This is a genomic window from Kribbella sp. VKM Ac-2571 (assembly GCF_004362255.1).
Classification (GTDB): Bacteria; Actinomycetota; Actinomycetes; order Propionibacteriales; family Kribbellaceae; genus Kribbella; species Kribbella pratensis.
Genome location: NZ_SNWS01000001.1, coordinates 399,194 through 416,909, shown reverse-complemented (window position 1 = coordinate 416,909; position 17,716 = coordinate 399,194). Strand labels below are relative to the sequence as shown.

The following is a 17,716-nucleotide window of genomic DNA, read 5'->3' as shown; positions in this document are numbered from 1 at the left end:
TCATTTCAGGCCCCGTAGATGGTCGTGTCGTTGTCGGCGTCCTTGGCGACGCGTTTCGAGAGGTAGAGCATCTCCAGGGCGAGTTCGATCGCGGCGGCGATGCGTCCCGACGAGTCGTCCGGCTCGACGCCGGCGCGCGCGGCGACGTCGTGCAGGACGGGCAGCTCCGGCAGCGCGGCCAGCACGTCCTTGCCGGGCACTCGCTCACCCGTCGTCACAAGGTTGCCGTCGGCAACAGCGTGCGCGAGCGGGGTGAGATCGAGACCGGCGAACCGTTCGCGTGCGGTGTCGGCCACGGACCGGCGCAGGAGGTACTCGAGCAGTTCGATCTCACGCCCCTCCTCACCCGGCTCGAACTCGAGCTTGCCCCGCAGTACGGCGGGAACTGCCTCGAGATCCACCGGGCGGGCCACCGCGGGCTCCTCGCCCGTGATCGCCGAACGGCGCAGCGCGGCAGCGGCGATCGTCTCGGCCGCGGCGACCGCGAACCGGGCGGACACCCCGGACCGCTGGTCGATCGACGTCGACTCGCGCAGGTGCCGGACGAACCGGGCCAGCACCTCCAGCAGCGGTTCGCCGACCTCGGCGGTGAACTCGGCCTCCTGCCGGATCACGTCCACCTCGGCGTCGATGTCGAGCGGGTAATGGGTCCGGACCTCGGCGCCGAAGCGGTCCTTCAGCGGCGTGATGATCCGGCCACGGTTGGTGTAGTCCTCGGGGTTGGCCGTTGCCACCAGCAACACGTCGAGCGGCAGCCGGAGCGTGTACCCGCGGACCTGGATGTCGCGCTCCTCCATTACGTTCAGTAGCGCGACCTGGATACGTTCGGCGAGGTCGGGCAGCTCGTTGATCGCGACGATGCCCCGGTGCGCTCGCGGGACCAGTCCGAAGTGGATGGTCTCCGGGTCGCCGAGACTGCGGCCCTCGGCAACCTTCACCGGGTCCACGTCACCGATCAGGTCGCCGACCGAGGTGTCGGGGGTCGCGAGCTTCTCGGCGTACCGCAGGTCGCGGTGCAGCCAGGCGACGGGCAGGTCGTCGCCGAGTTCGGCGGCGCGGCGGCGGGAGGCGGGCGTGATCGGGTCGAGCGGATGCTCGGGCAGCTCCGCGCCGTCGATCACGGGGGTCCATTCGTCGAGCAGACCGACCAGGGTCCGCAGCAGGCGCGTCTTGCCCTGACCGCGCTCACCGAGCAGTACGACGTCGTGCCCGGCGATCAGGGCGCGTTCGAGTTGGGGAATCACCGTGCGGCCGAAGCCGACGATGCCGGGCCAGGGATCACGCCCTGCCCGGAGCTGTTTCAGCAGGTTGTCACGGATCTCGGCCTTGATCGACCGAGGAAGATACCCGGCGGCCCGGAGGTCACCGGCTTTACGAGGGAGTTCAGCAGGTGCACTAGTCACGTGTGAGACGTTAGCTCGCTCCTCCCAAAGCGCACCTCGAATATCTCACCGCCTGGGCGTGACACGTCCGGAGGTGAACACGTACGTCGGGGTGAACGTGACCGGCACCCACGGGTGCGCCGGCGACTCGCGGGTGACGAAATGGTTGCCGTCGGCCGGTTCCGTCGGGCGCAACTCGTACTCGTGCACCGGATCTTCCGCGAACAGCAGCCGGTCGCCCGTCGCGGACGAGACCATGACCAGCTCGTCGTCACGCTTCGCGACGTCCAGCCGGACGCTGGCGCGCTCGTAGATTCCGGCGTGACGGTCGTCGACCGGTACGTCGATCGGCTCCGGCGCGGGCGGATGCGCGACCCCGGCGTACTCCGTGAACACCTCGGAGGCGAGCGGTTCGAAGAGGCGGGTGCCGTTGCCGGAGTTGGTCAGCAGGCACATCACAAGCCGCGCCTGCGGATCGATCCGGAGGAAGGCGAGCTGGGAGATCGTCGACCCGTCGTGACCGAACAGCCGACGGCCGCCCCAGTCGTAGATGCGCCAGGTCAGGCCGAGGTCGACGAAGCCGCCGATGCCGGCCGCGAACGGGACCTGCGGCTCCTGCATGGCGGCGTACCGCTCGTCGGTCAGGTGCATCCGGGCGAACTCGAGCAGGTCGCCGGCGCTCGCACTGATCGTCCCGGCGGGCCCGATGCTGCGCGGGAGCTGCCACGTCTTCACCCGCGAACCGTCCGTCGCCAGATGACCGACCGCGGCGCGTTCCAGGATCGCCTCCTCCGGCAGGGTGACGGTGTGGGTCAGGCCGAGCGGCTCGACCAGGCGGGCCTTGAGCGACTCGTCCCAGACCCGGCCGTCGAAGACCTCGATCAACCGGCCGAGCAGCACGAATCCGGCGTTGCAGTACGAGTACGCCGTACCGGGCTCGAACAGCTGGTCCACGTCCGCGAGCAGAGCGACGTACCGCTGCAGGCAGTCGTCGCCGCGGCCGGTGTCGGTGAACAGGTCGCCGTCGATGCCACTGGTATGGGTCAGCAGGTGACGGACCGTGATCCGCGGGTCGACAGGGGCCTCGGGCAACAACTTCACGATCGGGTCGTCCAGTCCGAACCGCTCCTCGGCGGTGAGCTGGACGATCATCGACGCGGTCCACGCCTTGCTGATCGAGCCGATCTGGAAGAGCGAGTCGGCGGTGGTCCCGACGCCGGTCGTGGCGTTCAGGACGCCGTACGGCGCGATTGTCGTCTCGCCGTCGTGCCAGATCCCGAGCACCGCACCGGTGACGTCGGCCGCCACCGCCAATTCGTTCAACCGCGCAGCCCAGTCGGCCATGCGCCCAACCTACTTCGTGAACCCTTCGAGGGCGGCACGGATATCGGTCCAGGCGGCCGACTCCTCCAAGCCCTGCTCGAGCAGGATCTTCGTGGCGATGCCGGCCTGGTCCCGGTAGAACGCGAGCAGCAGATGCTCGGTGCCGACGTAGTTGTGGCCCAGCGTCACCGCCTCGCCGACCGCTCCTTGGAGAACGTGTGCCGCGCGGCGCGTGTACGGCGGGTTCTCGACATCGAGGCTCTTCGGCTGGTTGCTCGACTCGCCCGCCGGGCTCCGGACATCGACCGCCGTGCGGACCGAGTCCTCGGTGATGCCGTGCCGGACGAGGACCTTGGCCGCGATGGCGTCGGGCTCCTTGTACATCGCGAGCAGCAGGTGCTCGGTGCCGACGAAGTCGTGGTTGCGTTCGCGGGCGATGGCGCCGGCCGCTTGGACGACGGCGCGGGCCCGCTGCGTGTAGCGCTCGAATGCCGGGCGGGCGGTCCAGGAGTCGGCGAAGCGTTTGTGGGCGGCTTGTTTGCTGACGCCGAGCACGGTGCTGATCTCCACCCAGGACTTCCCCGCGCCGCGGGCCCGGTCGACGAAGAAGCCGAGCGCGGCGTCACTGGTGGCGGTCAGCTCGTTGATCGTCGCCGCCGCGGTCCCGAGCTGCTCCAGCTCGTCGTCACTACCGGCGTCGGCCTTGATCGTGTTGATCAGTTCCTGCAGATCAGGTCCAGGAGTCATATCGTCAACCCTAGGTTGACGACCCCCGATCGTCAACCCTGGGTTGACGCTGGTGATCCGGTCTAGGGTTTGGGTCGTGGAGGGGATACCGGATGTTGTCGGTGATGGGTTGCGGGTGTTGTTCTGTGGGATCAATCCGGGGCTGATGTCGGCGGCGACCGGGCATCATTTCGCGCGGCCGGGGAACCGGTTCTGGCCGGCGTTGCACCTGAGCGGCTTCACCCCTCGCCAGCTGCGGCCGGCCGAGCAGCAGGAGTTGCTGACGTATCGGCTCGGGATCACCAACGTCGTCGACCGGCCCTCGGCGAAGGCCGCGGAGTTGACGCGCGCGGAGTTCGTGGCGGGTGGCGAGAACCTGGTGAAGAAGGTGCTCGACATCCAGCCCGAGTGGTTGGCGGTGCTCGGCGTCACGGCGTACCGGGACGCCTTCGGGGAACGTACGGCGGCAGTGGGCAAGCAGGATCGGATGATCGGCGCCACCCGGGTCTGGATCCTGCCGAACCCGAGCGGCCTGAATGCCCACTACACGTTGCCGAAACTCGCCGCGGCGTTCGCCGAGCTCCGGCTGGCTGCCGGCACATAATTCGCGTTCCTTCGACGGAGCTTCTGACTACGCTGAAGTCCATGGCAAAACGCAATTACCTGGTCGAGGGCGGTTCCGGCACCGGTAAGAGTTCGGTGTGCCGCGAGCTCCGGAGACGCGGCTACACAGCCGTTGACGGCGACAACGAACTCGCCTATCCGGGCGATCCGGACACCGGGGAACGCGACGAGGTCCACGGCTACCACAACCACATCTGGGACGTCGCCAAGGTCCGGGAGATCGCCGCGAGCACGACCGAGGAGATCGCCTTCTTCTGTGGCGGTTCGAGGAACTTCAGCAAGTTCCTGGACGTGTTCGACAAGGTCATCGTGCTGGACGTGGACACCGAAACCCTCGAGCGGAGGCTGCGCAATCGCGAGGCCGACGACTGGGGCGGGAACGACGAACAGCGGGCATTCATCCTCCGCCTGCACGCCACCCAGGAATACGTGCCCCAGGGGACGGTCATCGACACCGCGCGCCCGCTCGACGAAGTCGTCGACGCGATCTTGGACGCTATTCGTTGAGGGCGGCGTACGCCTGACTCGAGAGCTGACACCACTCATTGGGCAGGATGGGCGCATGCGTCTGCCCGAGCTGCTGCGATCGATCGACGGACTCTCGTACGGACAGCGTGTACGCCTGCTCGCTGACCACGCGCCTCAGCTGGTGGGCCTCCTCGACGAGTTGGGTCGAGGTACCGCGTTCGAGCGCGTCCTCGGGCTCCAGATCGCCGAGGTCACCCGCGAGGCGCCCTACGTCAGCCGGATGCTTCGGGACCCGGATCCGGCCGTGCAGTCACGGGCGCTCGCGGCGGTCGGTCGCGGGGTGCCGGTCGCGGACGACGACTTGCGGATCGTGTACGACGACGCGCCCGCGACACTGCGCTCGAAGCTGGTGGCCTTGGTACGTCGGCAGCGCCGCGAGCATCTCGCCGTACGGCTGATCGACGAGCACCGGGCGCGCTGGGGTGACGTAGCGGCGACCGGGCTGCTCGACGCTACCGATCACGCCACCGTGGCGCGGCTCCTGCCCGAGCTGGCGTACTGCGTGACGCCTGGCGGCTGGCGTCAGCTCGCGAAGCATCATCCGGACGAGGTACTGGCGTTTGCTCGCCAGACGCTGCCTGCCAATGATGAGTGGTGGCAGAGCGTCGGCCACGGCGTCACCGCGTCGCTAGAGCACGCACCGGACGCGGTACTGGAGCTGATCAAGCAGGCGGTGCCTGCCCACGACCTCCCGAACGCAGTGCTCGACATCATCGGTCCGCTCATGGACCGGGACCCGGCAGCTGTGCTTGAGCTGCTGCTGGCGCCTGACCGGCGCGGTGTGGTGACGCGGGCGCTTACTCCGGCATTTCGGCGTCGCCTGCACAGGTACTCCGACGACGAGCTGGTCACCCTCGGACGGATCCTGTGGCCGCACCTTGCCAGCTTCCTCGACGCACTGGCGCCGACGCGACGTGCGGTGATCTTCGCGGCGGTGACGCGGTACGTCGATCTCGGGCAGGCGCAGCTCAGTTCGGAGCTTCTCCAGGTGCTGCCGCATGCTGTGCGTGCGGAGCAGACACGTCGGATGCTGACGCTATCTGCGATCAGTGAAGACGGGTGGTGGAGGCGCAGCATCGCTGCTCACCTCCCGTTCGACGAGGCCTTCGCACTCCTCGAACCGGATGTGAGCGACCCAGACGCCGCGGTGCGCAGCTCGGTCTACCAGGGTGTCATCCGGTCGGCCGGGTACGCGAGGCGGCCAGAGCAGGTCGTGCAGGCTGTCACGTGGGCGGCCGGGCGGATTCGCAACGACCAGGACACCGTGCGGGTCAACGCCGTACAGGCTGTCGCGGACTTGCCGCCGACCCTGCTGAGCGATGCACTGACCGACTCGCTGGACACGCTGCTTACCGATGCATTGGCGGCACGGGACGCGTCGTGGGCAACGCGGCACGCCTTGACGCAATTGGCTGAGAATGCCGTCGTACAGGGCGCTTTGGACAACCAGGCCATCCTGCTGGACTGGGGTTTGCAGGCGTACGCGCGGCTGTCGGAGAACCGTGGCCGGATCGACCTGGATCCGTTGGTCGAGAGGCTGCCGCGTGGACGGGAAGGCGAGGTGTACGAGGCGCTCCGGCCCGCGATCGGTGCCGCGGCCAAGCGCGACGAATTCTCGCTGGCGTTCACAGTGGCCGCGGCTATTGGCCGCCGCGACTGGTCGTCGGATCACCTCGAGAGTGTGCTCGAGCAGGCGGTCTGGTCGGACCAGGAGTACACGTCCGACCAGGCCTGCAGGTACTGGCTGGAACCGCGCCGAAGCCGGTACGACCGCCTGCGTCAGATCGTCGAGCGAGACGTCACCATGGCCCGCTGGCATCCGGTGTGGTGGCTGGTCACCGAGCACTACACCGACCTGCTCGACCCGGTGCTCGCCGCAGCGGATCGGATTCGCCGTTTCGATCGCAGCAGCACGTCCTGGCAGGTGCCCGGCTACGCCCTTCGTCGCTGGCTGCCGCGACAGCAGGCTCGGTACGCCGATCTGCTCGTCCAAGCTGCCCGTGACGACCGGATGCACACCTGGTACCGGGCTTTGGCGGTCAGGACGCTTGGACGCGTGCCGGTTGCCGGCAGGGCTGCGTTGGACGAGTTCCTCGGGAGTTCCGACGTACTGCTGCAAGAGGCCGCGCTGGCGGCTTTGGCGTGGACAGAGCGACCTGACCTTGCCATGCCGTTGCTACTCGCGCATGCGGGTGACGATCGGGCACGGGTCGCTGTGTACGCGGCTAGCCGGGCAGCGCGGTTCGTCCGGCCCAGTCTGCTGCCGGGGCTGCTGCAGCCGGTGCTGACTGGTGACCGCGTGAAGGTCACGTCGCGGAAGGAGGCGGTGCGGCTCCTTGGTGAGCTACGGGCTCCAGGAGCTAGCGCCGTACTGACGGAGGCGTGGGCTGGTGCGCATCGGGATGTGCGGGCCGCTATTGCACGGACCGTGTCGCAGTACCTGCTGTACGACCCTGCTGCGTGGGCGGTGCTGGAGCAGGCAGTGCACGACTCTCCGGCTACTGCGACGGCGTTGACGGTACGGCGTGCGTACGACGTACCCGTGGGGTACCGGGCGAGGTACGCCGACCTGTTGATCGCTGTGACGACTCGTAGCGAGCCGGAGGTTGTTGGGTCGGCACTGCTCGCGTTGCGGGGCTGGGCGCGGTACAACCCGGCTGCTACTCGGGTCTGCGCGGACTTCATCACTCGGCTGTCGCTGCGCGGTCGGGTGTGGCGGGACGCGATCACTGCGCTCGTCTCGTTCGTCGCGACGGATGCGCCGGCGGGGCTGGATGACGTCGTTGACGTCGCTCGGCTGCTGGTGCGGTCGGAGGCGAATCCTGCGCTGCCGAACGCGTTGCCGGATCGGGATCGTCCGGCTCGGCAGCGGCTCACGTATCTGGTGAGTCAGCTGTCGGCGCAGTTCAGCCGCCGGTCGGCGGAGGACCGCCGGCACCTGCGCGTGGTTGCCGACGAGCTGGTTGGCTCCGACTTCTTGGAGCTCCGGTTGCAGCTTCTGGTGCATTCGCAGTCGGTCGATCAGCTTCGCGATCTGGTCGGTGATGATCCGTTGGCCGCGTTGCGGGCCGCCGACCTCGTCGCCGCCCGGCTGTCCGCGACGGAGTCGACCTGGACGCCCGCGGAGCTGCTGCCGGTTGCCGATTCGCTGGTCCACTCCCCTAACTTGGCATCCGGGTTGCTGGCTCACGTCCTCGTGGGCGCCGCCGGTCCTCAGGCAGGGTGGCCCGCCGAGTGGCGCGAGCTGTTGGTTGCCCTCCGCAACCACACGTCGACAGCCGTCCGTCGCCGGGCTCTCGACCTGACAACCGCTACCGAGTAGGACCTAGTCGGCGCGCTTGTGTTCCTCGGCTTCGCGGGCGCGTTTGCGGCGTTTGCCTTCGTGCATGGCCGCGACACGGGCGACCGGGATGGCCCGGCCTTCGAGGAGGACGTCCTCCGGGATCGCCTGCGGTGCGGGCAATTGCTCGGCCCACGGATCGCGATCGCCGAGGAGCGCCGGGGCGGTGCGAACAGTGAAGTCACGCGGCGTCACGCTCTCCAGGTCATCCCAGCCGACCGGGAACGACACCGTCGTACCAGGTCTGACGCGTGGGCTGTACGCCGCGACGACCGTCGCACCGCCGGAACGCGTGGAGTCGACGAAGACCTTCCCGTGCCGGTCCTCCTTGATGTACGCCGTGGTCGCGACCGACGGATCGATCTTCTCGGCCCGCGCAGCGATCGCCCGCGTGGCGGCCGCGGCGTCCTCGATCGTCACCGTGTCGACAATCGGCACGATCACGTGCACACCCTTCGCGCCGCTCGTCTTGACCGCACCGGACAACCCGCAGTCGGTGAGCGCCTGCCGCACGAGCAGCGCCGCCTGCACCGCCATCGAGAAGGTCTCGCCCTCCGGCGGGTCGAGGTCGAGCACGAGGTGTGTGACGCGGTCCCAGCGGTCGGCGCGCATCAACGTCGGGTGGTACTCCACCGCGCGCTGGTTCGCGAACCACAGCAGCGTTTTGCGGTCGTCGCACAACGCGTACGACACCTGGCGTTTCGACGCCTCCGCCCAGACCTGCACGGTCTTCACCCAGTCCGGCGTATACTTCGGGACGTTCTTCTGCATGAACTTCGGTTGGCCCGGCCGGATCCGCACGACCGACAACGGCCGCTCCCGCAGCTCCGGCACGATCCGCTCGTGCACCGCGTCCAGGTAGTCGACCAGATCCCGCTTCCGCGCGTCAGCCCCGTCGAACAACGGCTGGTCCAGGTTGGTCAGGTCAACGCCGTCCCGCGTCTCATCCGGCTTGCTCGCCATCCCCCGAGCTTAGACCCGCGCTTGCAGCGATCGTGCTGGATTTGTTCAAGACTCCGGCATGTGCGGCTCGTAGCCTCGTGGGCATGATTCTCGTCACCGGCGGGCTCGGAATGATCGGCGCCCACACCGCCCGCGCTCTTCTCGACCTCGGACAGGAGGTCGTCGTCACGTCGTACCGGCGTACCGATCTCCCGTCGTTCCTCGACGGCAAGGTCACCGTGGAACAGCTCGACGTCACCGACCGGGACGCGTTCCTCGCGCTCGGGGAGCGGTACGACGTCAGCGACATCGTGCACCTCGCCGGCACCATCCCGGGCGACGATCCGGTCGCGTACTTCCGCACCGACACCACCGGGCTGCTGAACGCGCTCGACGCGGCCCGGGCCTGGGGCGTACGCCGGTTCGCGGTCGCGAGCAGCATCGGTGTGTACATCGGCCAGGACGAAAACCCATGGCACGAAGAGCTCGCGCTTCCGGACGCGGACCTGCCGCACCTGATCATCGCGTTCAAGAAGGCGGTCGAACCGCTCACCACCCACGCCTTGCGGGGTTCCGGCGTACAACCGGTCATCCTCCGGATCGGGTCGACGTGGGGGCCGCTGATGGACCCGGAGTCGGTGTTCAACTTCATCCCGCCGTACGTCAGCGCCCTCCAGCGAGGCGAACAGCCGGCTCCGTTGCTCGCCGAGGAGGGCGGCGACTCGTGCTACGCGCCGGACGCGGGACGCGCGATCGCGCTGCTGACGACAGCGGAGACGCTGAACCACACCATCTACAACGTCTCCAGCGGACGCCCCACGATGCAGCGCGAATTCGCCGACGCCTTGGGCGTCGGAACGGTGCCCGGAGGGCAAGTGACCCCGCACCTGGACATCAGCCGCCTCACCGCGGACACCGGCTTCACACCCGAGTTCAACGCCGCCGAAGCAGTCGCCCACTACATCGCCTGGCGCTCCGAGAACCCTCGCTGAAGGAGTACACATGCTCGATCCGAGAGTGCGCAGCGTCCTCGACGCCGCGTCGTACGCTCACCTCGCGACCGTCCTGCCCGACGGCTCACCGCACAGCACCCCGGTGTACGCCGGGACGCGCGGTGAGCAGATCGTCTTCTTCACCGGTCCGGGGATGCGGAAGGCCCGCAACCTGCGCCGGGACCCCCGCCTCGCGTTGTCGATCGTGCCGGCCGACAACCCGTTCGAACCCGTCGTCGTCCGCGGTCGCGTTGTCGACTGGCTGGAAGGCGACGAAGCGTGGGACATCATCGACCGGCTGGTGGCGAAGTACATCGACCTCAAGTACCCCCGTGATCAGGAACGAGTTGTCCTCGTCGTGGAGCCCGAGCACCAGAAGGTCGGCATGAGTTGACCATCCGCGTGCTTGGATGTGCGGGTGGCGGACAGGCTGGTTCTGTTGTGCGGGACGTCGTTCTCGGGGAAGAGCACGGTGGCGCGCGTGCTTGCGGAGCGGTTGCCGGCGTGCGTCGTGAGCCTTGACGAGATCAACGAACGGCGTGGCTTGTGGGGCGGGAACGGGATTCCGGTCGAGGAGTGGATGCGGACTCACGACGTGGCGCACGCCGAGGTTCGCGAACTGCTGGGCTCGGGGAGGTCGGTCGTCGTCGACGACACGAGTTCGCCTCGGTTTCTCCGCGACGGGTGGCGGGCACTGGCGGCCGCGGAGGACGTGGGGTTCACCTTGGTGTACGTCGATGTGGACCACGCGACGGTCCGCAGGCGACGCGCCGAGAACCGGCTCGATCCGCGGCGGCAGGACGTTACGGACGCGGTGCTGGAGCAGCATCTCGCCGACTTCGAACCACCGGAGGCTGACGAGCACGCCGTACGAGTCACCTCTGCCGACGACCTGCAGCACTTGGCGTTCTGAGCCCCGCCAGCGGTCGGCATCAGCCGGCGAATCAGCCGCCGGAGACTCCTATTTCGGCGTCGGCCAGGTCGGCGGTCAGGCCGTCTGTGTCGTCGAGCCAGCCTTGGGGGAGGACGATGTGGTCTCGGGGGCTGCCTTGGCGGCCTCGGGGGGCGCCTAGTTCGGCGACCGGGAAGGGGATGGTGCGGTCGAGTTCAGCGAGGAGTTCGTCCAGGCGGGCGAGTGAGTCGACCATGCCGAGGGCGGCGCGGAGTTCGCCGCCGGCCGGGAAGCCCTTCAGGTACCACGGGACGTGTTTGCGGAAGTCGCGCAGGCCGCGCTGCTCCCCCATCAGCTCCGCGAGCAGCTCGCCGTGCCGCCGCATCACGTCGGCTACCTCGCCGAGCGTCGGCAGGTTCAGCGCCTCGCCCCCGGCGAACGCGACCGCGAGATCGCGGAACAGCCACGGCCGGCCGAGGCACCCGCGCCCGACGATGACGCCGTCGCAGCCCGTCTCGGCGACCATCCGCAACGCGTCGGCGGCTTCCCAGATGTCGCCGTTGCCCAGCACCGGGATGTTCACGTGCTCCACGAGGGCAGCGATCGTGGACCAGTCCGCCTGACCGGAGTACGCCTGCGACGCCGTCCGCCCGTGCAACCCGATCGCCGCCGCACCGGACTCCTCGGCGATCCGCCCGGCGTCGAGGTACGTCTGATGACCGGCGTCGATCCCGATCCGGGTCTTCATCGTCACCGGTACGCCGTACGGCGTCGCGGCCCGCACCGCGGACCGCAGGATCGCGCCGAGCAGATTGCGCTTCCACGGCAGCGCGGCGCCACCGCCCTTGCGCGTCACCTTCGGCACCGGGCACCCGAAGTTCAGGTCGATGTGCGCAACGCCGTACTGATCGCAGAGGATCTGCACCGCGCGCCCGATGTACGTCGGATCGACGCCGTACAACTGCACCGACCGAACCGTCTCCCGCGCGTCGAACGTGAGCATGTCGAGCGACTTCTGATCACCCTCGACGATGCCCCGCGAGGTGATCATCTCGCACACGTACAGCCCGGCGCCCTGCTCGGCGCACAGTCGCCGGTACGCCGCGTTGGTGATACCGGCCATCGGCGCCAGCACCACCGGCGTCTCGATCGTGAGGTTGCCCAGTTGAAGCATGATCAGGCCTTCGCCACCAGCACCTGTCCGTTACCGGAAACCTGTGCTTTGTAGGGCTGTACGGCGTTCGCGGTCGTCGTCACGTCGCACGCGATCGGCGCGCCGGAATGCTTGACCACGGCAACGTCGTCCATCGTGCAGGTCACCTTCGCGGCGTCGGCGACGGTCCGCAGTACGGCGTCGACCACCTTCGGCTTGACGATCGCGACCGACTCCGAGGTGAACCTGTACGACGCCGAGTACTGCTTGGCGTCGACCGTCAGCGTGCCGGTGTACGGCTTCCCGGCGTACGTCACGGTGCAGGTCAGCTCGTGCTTGCCGGCGGTCTCGACCTTGTCGATGCCCGGGCACTTCACGGTCGTGGTCGCCGCCTTGCCGGCCGCGATCTGCACCTGCTTCGCGATCGCGAACGTGATCCGCTCGGCGAGCGGCGCGTCGCTCTCCGGCGCGCCGGTGACCGTCGGCGTCGGCCACGGCTTCGACGGGGTCGGCAGCGCGGTCAGCGTCGGCGTCGACGCGGTCGGGATCGGCGCGCTCGACGGCGGCGGCGTACTGGAGGCAGGCGTCGAGGGCGACGTACCGGCCTCCGGCTTGCTGTCCGAGCAGGACGACAGCACGAGCACCGCCAGCGCGGAAAGCCCCACGACGGCCGGCACCCCTGACAGCTTCATCGTCAGCAACCCACCAGGTGCTGGGCGAGGTAGCCGGTGACCTCGGTGAGGGCGACCCGCTCCTGCTTCATCGAGTCCCGCTCGCGAATCGTCACCGCGTGGTCCTCGAGGGTGTCGAAGTCGACGGTGATGCAGTACGGCGTGCCGATCTCGTCCTGGCGGCGGTACCGGCGGCCGATCGCACCGGCGTCGTCGAAGTCGACGTTCCAGTTCTTCCGCAGCTCGCCGGCCAGGTCGCGGGCCTTCGGCGACAGGTCGGCGTTGCGGGACAGCGGCAGCACGGCCGCCTTGACCGGAGCGAGCCGCGGGTCGAAACGCATTACCGTCCGCTTGTCGACACCGCCCTTCGCGTTCGGCGCCTCGTCCTCGGTGTACGCGTCGAGCAGGAACGCGAGCACGTTGCGGGTCAGGCCGGCCGCGGGCTCGATGACGTACGGCGTCCAGCGCTCGCCCTTCTCCTGGTCGAAGTACGACAGGTCGGCGCCGGAGTGCTTGGAGTGCGTGGACAGGTCGAAGTCGGTGCGGTTCGCGATGCCCTCGAGCTCGTCGAACTCCTTGCCGCCGAAGTTGAACCGGTACTCGATGTCGACGGTGCGCTTCGAGTAGTGGCTCAGCTTCTCCTTCGGGTGCTCGTAGAACCGCATGTTGTCCGGGTTCAGACCGAGACCGACGTACCACTCCCAGCGCGCCTTCAGCCAGTACTCGTGCCAGTCCTCGTCGGAGCCCGGCTCGACGAAGAACTCCATCTCCATCTGCTCGAACTCGCGGGTCCGGAAGATGAAGTTGCCCGGGGTGATCTCGTTGCGGAAGCTCTTGCCGACCTGGGCGATGCCGAACGGCGGCTTCTTCCGGGCGGTGCCCATCACGTTCGCGAAGTTGATGAAGATGCCCTGCGCGGTCTCCGGGCGCAGATAGTGCAGGCCCTCCTCGGACTCGACCGGGCCGAGGTACGTCTTCAGCAGGCCGTTGAACATCCGCGGCTCGGTGAAGGTGCCCTTGTTACCGCAGTTCGGGCAGGCGATCTCGGCGAGCTTGACGTCGTCGGCGTCCTTGTTCTTCCGGCGCGCGAAGTCCTCGCGGAGGTGGTCGTCACGGAACCGCTTGTGGCAGGACTGGCACTCGGTCAGCGGGTCGACGAACTCGGACAGGTGACCGGAGGCCTCCCACACCTTGGTCGGCAGGATCACCGAGGAGTCCAGGCCGACGATGTCGTCGCGACCGGTCACCATCGTCCGCCACCACTGGGTGCGGACGTTGTTCTTCAGCTCGACGCCGAGCGGTCCGTAGTCCCAGGCCGACTTGGTACCGCCGTAGATCTCGCCGCACGGATAGACGAAGCCTCTCCGCTTACTGAGGCTGACGACGGCATCGACGGTTTCCACGGGCACTTTTCGACTCCAGAACGGGCACAGAACGGATGCTGGCGAATCTACGGAAGAGTCCAGGCTATCGGTCCCGGGCGTCGCGGATCGAATCCGTGCCACCGGGATGTCATCTCAGACACCCTCTAAATCCTCGTACGCCGTCGGCTCGTCGAGAGCCTCCGACAACAGCGGCACGGCGGCCAGTTTCACCTCGTACGGCGACAGCGCCCGCCGGTAACTGCCGATGTTCTCGAACTCCAGCGTCAGCGCCAGCAACTCCGGGTCGTCCACGTTCCGCCCCACGCGCGCGGAAACGAACCCCTTCTGCCGCCCCAGCACCTCGACCGCACCCCGCATCCGCTCCGCGAACGCGGCCTGCGCACTCTCCCCCACCCGAAACCTGATCACGACGAACACGGGCTCAACCATAGGACCTGGAACAATGGCGGCATGAGCACCCCGAGCAGTCCGTTGCGGCAGCGGATCACGAAGGTCAGTTACCCGTACGTCGCGAAGCTGCACGCCGCGCCGAAGCTGACCCTGCCGGGGATCACGCTCCTGCTGGCGTTGGTCGGAGTGTTCGCTCCGGTGCCCGTGGGGGTGCCGGCGTTGGTCCTGCTGGCGCTGCTGCTCGGCTGGCTGGCGTTCCTGTCGTGGCCGGCGCTGCCGACGACCGGGCCGCGGTTCCTGCGGATCTTCTCGATCCTCGTCATCCTGCTGTTCGCGGTCTCGCGGATCGCCACCCGCTGATCAGAACCGGCTGCTCAGGGGCGGCCGAGACTGTCGTACGCCGCTTCGACCGCGGCCTCACGGAGTTCGGCGACGGGCTCGTGGTCGATCATCACCGCGCAGTCGGACAGTCCGCCGAGCGCGACCATGCACCGGACCACGTCGGACAGCGACGGGCTGGTGCCGATCAGGAGCGTCGTGAGCGTGCCGCGCCACTCGATGAAGCGGTCGGCCAGTTTCAGTTCGTGCAGCACCGAGAGGTCGCGGATCGCGAGCTGGATCAGCGCGCGGTGCCGGTAGGCGAGGTCGAAGTACGAGCCGAGCAGTTCCCGCGGCGGGATCGGGGCGGCCGCCTGTTGCGCCGCGGCGTACGCCTCGAACTCGGCGATCATCGGCTCGACCAGGCTGTTCAGCAGGTCCTCGCGGGACGCGAAGTGGTAGTACAGCGCGGGCTTGGTGACTCCGAGGCGGTCGGCGATGTCGCGCAGGCTGGTCTGCTGCATCCCGCGCTCGGCGAACAGCTCCAGCGCGGCCTGCTGGATCCGCGCCCGGGTGTCACCGGTCCGTTGTCTCGGCATACCCGGAAGATTAGCTGACCTTCCGGTAAGTAAGCCATTGACAACCCTCTGACCGGTTACTTACCTTCCGATAAGTAAGCAAACGTCGGGAGGCGTCATGAAGGTCCTGATCTCGGGTGCGAGCGTGGCCGGCCCGGTCCTCGCCCACTGGCTGCACCGCTACGGCTTCGAGCCGACGCTCGTCGAACGCACATCGGCCGGACGGCACGGCCTCGGCGGCCACGCCGTCGACCTGTTCGGCCCGGCCGCCGAGGTCGCCCGCCGGATGGGACGGCTCGACGCGATCGAGGCGTCCCGCACCCGGCTCGACACGATGACGATCGAGCGGTTCGACCGGCGACCCGTGAACATCGACCTCACCCGCCTGTACGCCGGCATCTCGAGCGATCACGTGGAGATCCTCCGCGGCGAGCTCACCAAGATCCTGTACGCCGCGACCCGCGACACCGCCGAGTACCTGTTCGGCGACTCGATCGCGACCCTGCACGACGACGGCGCCGGGGTCGACGTCGCCTTCGACTCCGGCCGGGAACGCCGCTTCGACCTGGTGATCGGCGCGGACGGCCTGCACTCGAACGTCCGGCGACTCGCCTTCGGCCCCGAGGAGTCGATGCGCCGGCCACTCGGCGGCTACCTCGCGGTGTACTCGATGCCGCCGGTGCTCGGTCTCGGCGACCGGATGCTGGGTCACCTGAGCGTCGACAAGCTGTGCGGCGCGTACGGCGTCTACCAGACCGGTCAGGAGCGCGCGACGTTCTTGTTCCGGAAGCGGGAGGAGCTGCGGTACGACTACCGGGACAAGGAACAGCAGAAGGCCTTGCTGGTGAAGGAGTTCGGCGACTACGGCTGGAAGGTGCCGCAACTCTTGGAGCACCTGGACACGGCCGACGACTTCTACTTCGACTCGATCACGCAGATCACGCTCGACAGCTGGCAGCGGGGCCGCGTCGCCCTTGTCGGCGACGCGGGCTTCTGCCCGGGCCCGGCCGTCGGCGGCGGCACCAGTCTCGCGATGGTGACGGCGTACATCCTCGCCGGTGAGCTGGCCGCGGCCCGCAGCGATCCGCCGTCCGGCCTGAAGAACTACGAGAACGCCGTACGGCGACATGTCGAGCTCACCCGGGCGATCGGACCGACCACGATGCGCGGGATCATTCCCGGTGGACGTGCCGCTCTCGAACTGATGCCGTTCGCGGCTGCCGCCGTATCCAAGCTGCCGATCCCCGTGCAGCGGCTCATCTGGTCGCGAAACGCCGCCGGCAAGGCACTGACAGCAGTACCACTCCCCGACTACTCAGACCTCATCCAATCCAAGGGCGGTCAGGCGGTCGCGTAGCCACGTCAGCTCCTTGGCGATCCGTTTCGCCAACGCCTGCTGGGTTCTGGCCGCACGCGGCCACACGTACACCTCTGATTCCAGGTGATGCGTGAGCGGATGCCCGCCACCGACGAGTCTGGTCAGACAGTCGTCCAGTACGCCGGTTGTCGCGCTCAACGGAGCTGGTGGCGCAGTATGGGCCGCCAGGTGGGCGTGCATCCGCCAGGCGGCGTGACCGGACAGTTCGTAGGCCTGTGCCACGTCGTCGACCCCAGGTCCGCCCCACTCACGCACCTGGCGTAGGTACTTCGGTGTACCGAGCTGACCGAGTACGTACCGACCGGACGCGTCCCCGGGGTCCACGAGCGTCGGCGCCAGGGACAGCTGCGCCTTGACGACATCCACACCTGCTCGCCACAGCAGTTCGAACGACTCGGCCGGGTCCTCGAACTGCACAGCGAGATGACAGGTGTCGAGTCCCAGCCCGATACGCGACGTACCGCCGTACGGGCTGGAGTAGCGGTCCAGCCAGGCGGCGGCCTGGCCGATCATCTCGAGGACGCAGCCCGGCTCGGTCTCGACGGCGATCCGGATCCTGCGGCCGGTCCTGGCCTCGGTCCGGGCCAGGTGCTGTTCGACGCGATCGATCGCCTCGCGCGCGGCACGGTTCCGCTCCTTCGACCAGGGCACCCGCCAGCCGAGCGGCACGGTCGAGATCGATCCGTACGCGACGTCGGTGGGGAGTAGTTCGGCCAGCACGTCGATCAGGTCGAAGGTGTAGCGGAGTCGCTCGGGGTCGGTCCAGTCGGGGCAGTACAGCTTCGTACCGACGACCTTGTCGGCGAACAGCGCGTGCGGTGTGCCGTTCAGCGTCACGACCTCGAGCCGGTTGCGCTGCAACGCCCGGCGGAGCTTGCTGAGCGCGGCCGGCGAGTTCGCGAGACGATCGGCGAGCAGATGCGGAAACCACAGGCCGACGCCGAGCACAGGTACGCCGAGTGCCGAGCGGACCGCGCCCGCACAGGTGTCGAGACCGGCGATCAACTCGTCGAGCTCCGCGGCCGGATGCACCGTCGCGCAGTACCCCAGATGAACGGTCGACCCGTCCCGATGACAGAACCTCATCCGCGCTC

The 17,716-nt window shown here is 68.3% G+C and carries 18 protein-coding genes; 8 read left to right on the top strand and 10 right to left on the bottom strand.

The features are described from left to right. Positions 1-5: 5 nt before the first annotated feature. Genes EV651_RS02085 through EV651_RS02075 form a run of 3 tightly spaced genes read right to left on the bottom strand, consistent with a single transcriptional unit; the run spans position 6 to position 3,452 of the window. Positions 6-1,403: an ATP-binding protein gene (locus EV651_RS02085; protein ID WP_133781345.1), complete on the bottom strand. Its 1,398-nt coding sequence runs from the start codon at positions 1,401-1,403 to the stop codon at positions 6-8. Between the two features lie 45 nt (positions 1,404-1,448). After that, entirely contained in the window at positions 1,449-2,726 is a 1,278-nt protein-coding gene (locus EV651_RS02080) for a serine hydrolase (RefSeq protein WP_133781343.1), read from the bottom strand. Positions 2,727-2,735: 9 nt separating this feature from the next. After that, positions 2,736-3,452 (bottom strand): Clp protease N-terminal domain-containing protein, encoded by a 717-nt coding sequence (locus tag EV651_RS02075; RefSeq protein WP_133781341.1) that lies wholly within the window; start codon positions 3,450-3,452, stop codon positions 2,736-2,738. 76 nt (positions 3,453-3,528) lie between these two features. Between EV651_RS02075 and mug the strand changes: the two genes are divergently transcribed. From mug to EV651_RS02060, 3 genes are read left to right on the top strand one after another with little or no spacing between them, the layout of a single operon-like run. Next, positions 3,529-4,035 (top strand): G/U mismatch-specific DNA glycosylase, encoded by a 507-nt coding sequence (gene mug / locus EV651_RS02070; protein WP_202870120.1) that lies wholly within the window; start codon positions 3,529-3,531, stop codon positions 4,033-4,035. A 41-nt stretch (positions 4,036-4,076) separates the two neighbouring features. Next, a complete protein-coding gene (locus EV651_RS02065) occupies positions 4,077-4,562 on the top strand; it encodes an AAA family ATPase (RefSeq protein ID WP_133781339.1) in 486 nt (161 codons plus the stop codon). Between the two features lie 55 nt (positions 4,563-4,617). Continuing rightward, entirely contained in the window at positions 4,618-7,905 is a 3,288-nt protein-coding gene (locus tag EV651_RS02060; protein ID WP_133781337.1) for a hypothetical protein, read from the top strand. Positions 7,906-7,908: 3 nt separating this feature from the next. Here EV651_RS02060 and ligD read toward each other — a convergent pair whose 3' ends face one another. Next, the gene (gene ligD / locus EV651_RS02055) at positions 7,909-8,886 is read right to left on the bottom strand and encodes a non-homologous end-joining DNA ligase (protein ID WP_133781335.1); all 978 of its coding nucleotides are present in this window, start codon (positions 8,884-8,886) and stop codon (positions 7,909-7,911) included. A gap of 83 nt (positions 8,887-8,969) precedes the next feature. Between ligD and EV651_RS02050 the strand changes: the two genes are divergently transcribed. Genes EV651_RS02050 through EV651_RS02040 form a run of 3 tightly spaced genes read left to right on the top strand, consistent with a single transcriptional unit; the run spans position 8,970 to position 10,770 of the window. Continuing rightward, on the top strand, positions 8,970-9,857 hold the full coding sequence (locus tag EV651_RS02050) for an NAD(P)-dependent oxidoreductase (protein ID WP_133781333.1): 888 nt from the start codon (positions 8,970-8,972) through the stop codon (positions 9,855-9,857). Between the two features lie 10 nt (positions 9,858-9,867). Then, entirely contained in the window at positions 9,868-10,251 is a 384-nt protein-coding gene (locus EV651_RS02045; protein ID WP_133781331.1) for a PPOX class F420-dependent oxidoreductase, read from the top strand. A 24-nt stretch (positions 10,252-10,275) separates the two neighbouring features. Next, positions 10,276-10,770 carry an ATP-binding protein gene (locus EV651_RS02040; RefSeq protein ID WP_238156597.1) on the top strand — a complete coding sequence of 165 codons (495 nt, stop codon included), beginning with the start codon at positions 10,276-10,278 and terminating at the stop codon, positions 10,768-10,770. A 31-nt stretch (positions 10,771-10,801) separates the two neighbouring features. On the opposite strand, the gene dusB is transcribed toward EV651_RS02040, so the two are convergent. The 4 genes from dusB to EV651_RS02015 all read right to left on the bottom strand — a co-directional run bounded on the left by dusB (position 10,802) and on the right by EV651_RS02015 (position 14,375). Continuing rightward, positions 10,802-11,923, bottom strand: a complete 1,122-nt coding sequence (dusB, locus tag EV651_RS02035; protein WP_133781326.1) for a tRNA dihydrouridine synthase DusB — start codon at positions 11,921-11,923, stop codon at positions 10,802-10,804. A 2-nt stretch (positions 11,924-11,925) separates the two neighbouring features. Further along, on the bottom strand, positions 11,926-12,594 hold the full coding sequence (locus tag EV651_RS41150) for a hypothetical protein (protein ID WP_166658463.1): 669 nt from the start codon (positions 12,592-12,594) through the stop codon (positions 11,926-11,928). A gap of 2 nt (positions 12,595-12,596) precedes the next feature. Continuing rightward, positions 12,597-13,982 carry a glycine--tRNA ligase gene (locus EV651_RS02020; RefSeq protein WP_133781322.1) on the bottom strand — a complete coding sequence of 462 codons (1,386 nt, stop codon included), beginning with the start codon at positions 13,980-13,982 and terminating at the stop codon, positions 12,597-12,599. Positions 13,983-14,090: 108 nt separating this feature from the next. Beyond that, positions 14,091-14,375 carry an antibiotic biosynthesis monooxygenase gene (locus EV651_RS02015; protein ID WP_238156596.1) on the bottom strand — a complete coding sequence of 95 codons (285 nt, stop codon included), beginning with the start codon at positions 14,373-14,375 and terminating at the stop codon, positions 14,091-14,093. Here EV651_RS02015 and EV651_RS02010 point away from each other — a divergent pair. Continuing rightward, positions 14,283-14,708: a DUF6703 family protein gene (locus tag EV651_RS02010; RefSeq protein WP_370352010.1), complete on the top strand. Its 426-nt coding sequence runs from the start codon at positions 14,283-14,285 to the stop codon at positions 14,706-14,708. The two genes, EV651_RS02015 and EV651_RS02010, sit on opposite strands and share 93 nt — an antisense overlap. A gap of 14 nt (positions 14,709-14,722) precedes the next feature. Here the strand turns inward: EV651_RS02010 and EV651_RS02005 are convergent, their stop codons facing one another. After that, positions 14,723-15,265: a TetR/AcrR family transcriptional regulator gene (locus tag EV651_RS02005; RefSeq protein ID WP_133781316.1), complete on the bottom strand. Its 543-nt coding sequence runs from the start codon at positions 15,263-15,265 to the stop codon at positions 14,723-14,725. A gap of 97 nt (positions 15,266-15,362) precedes the next feature. Here EV651_RS02005 and EV651_RS02000 point away from each other — a divergent pair, with 97 nt between their 5' ends. Beyond that, the gene (locus EV651_RS02000; RefSeq protein ID WP_133781314.1) at positions 15,363-16,601 is read left to right on the top strand and encodes an FAD-dependent monooxygenase; all 1,239 of its coding nucleotides are present in this window, start codon (positions 15,363-15,365) and stop codon (positions 16,599-16,601) included. Here EV651_RS02000 and eboE read toward each other — a convergent pair. Next, a complete protein-coding gene (eboE, locus tag EV651_RS01995) occupies positions 16,560-17,708 on the bottom strand; it encodes a metabolite traffic protein EboE (RefSeq protein ID WP_133781312.1) in 1,149 nt (382 codons plus the stop codon). The genes EV651_RS02000 and eboE overlap by 42 nt on opposite strands. Positions 17,709-17,716 lie beyond the last annotated feature (8 nt).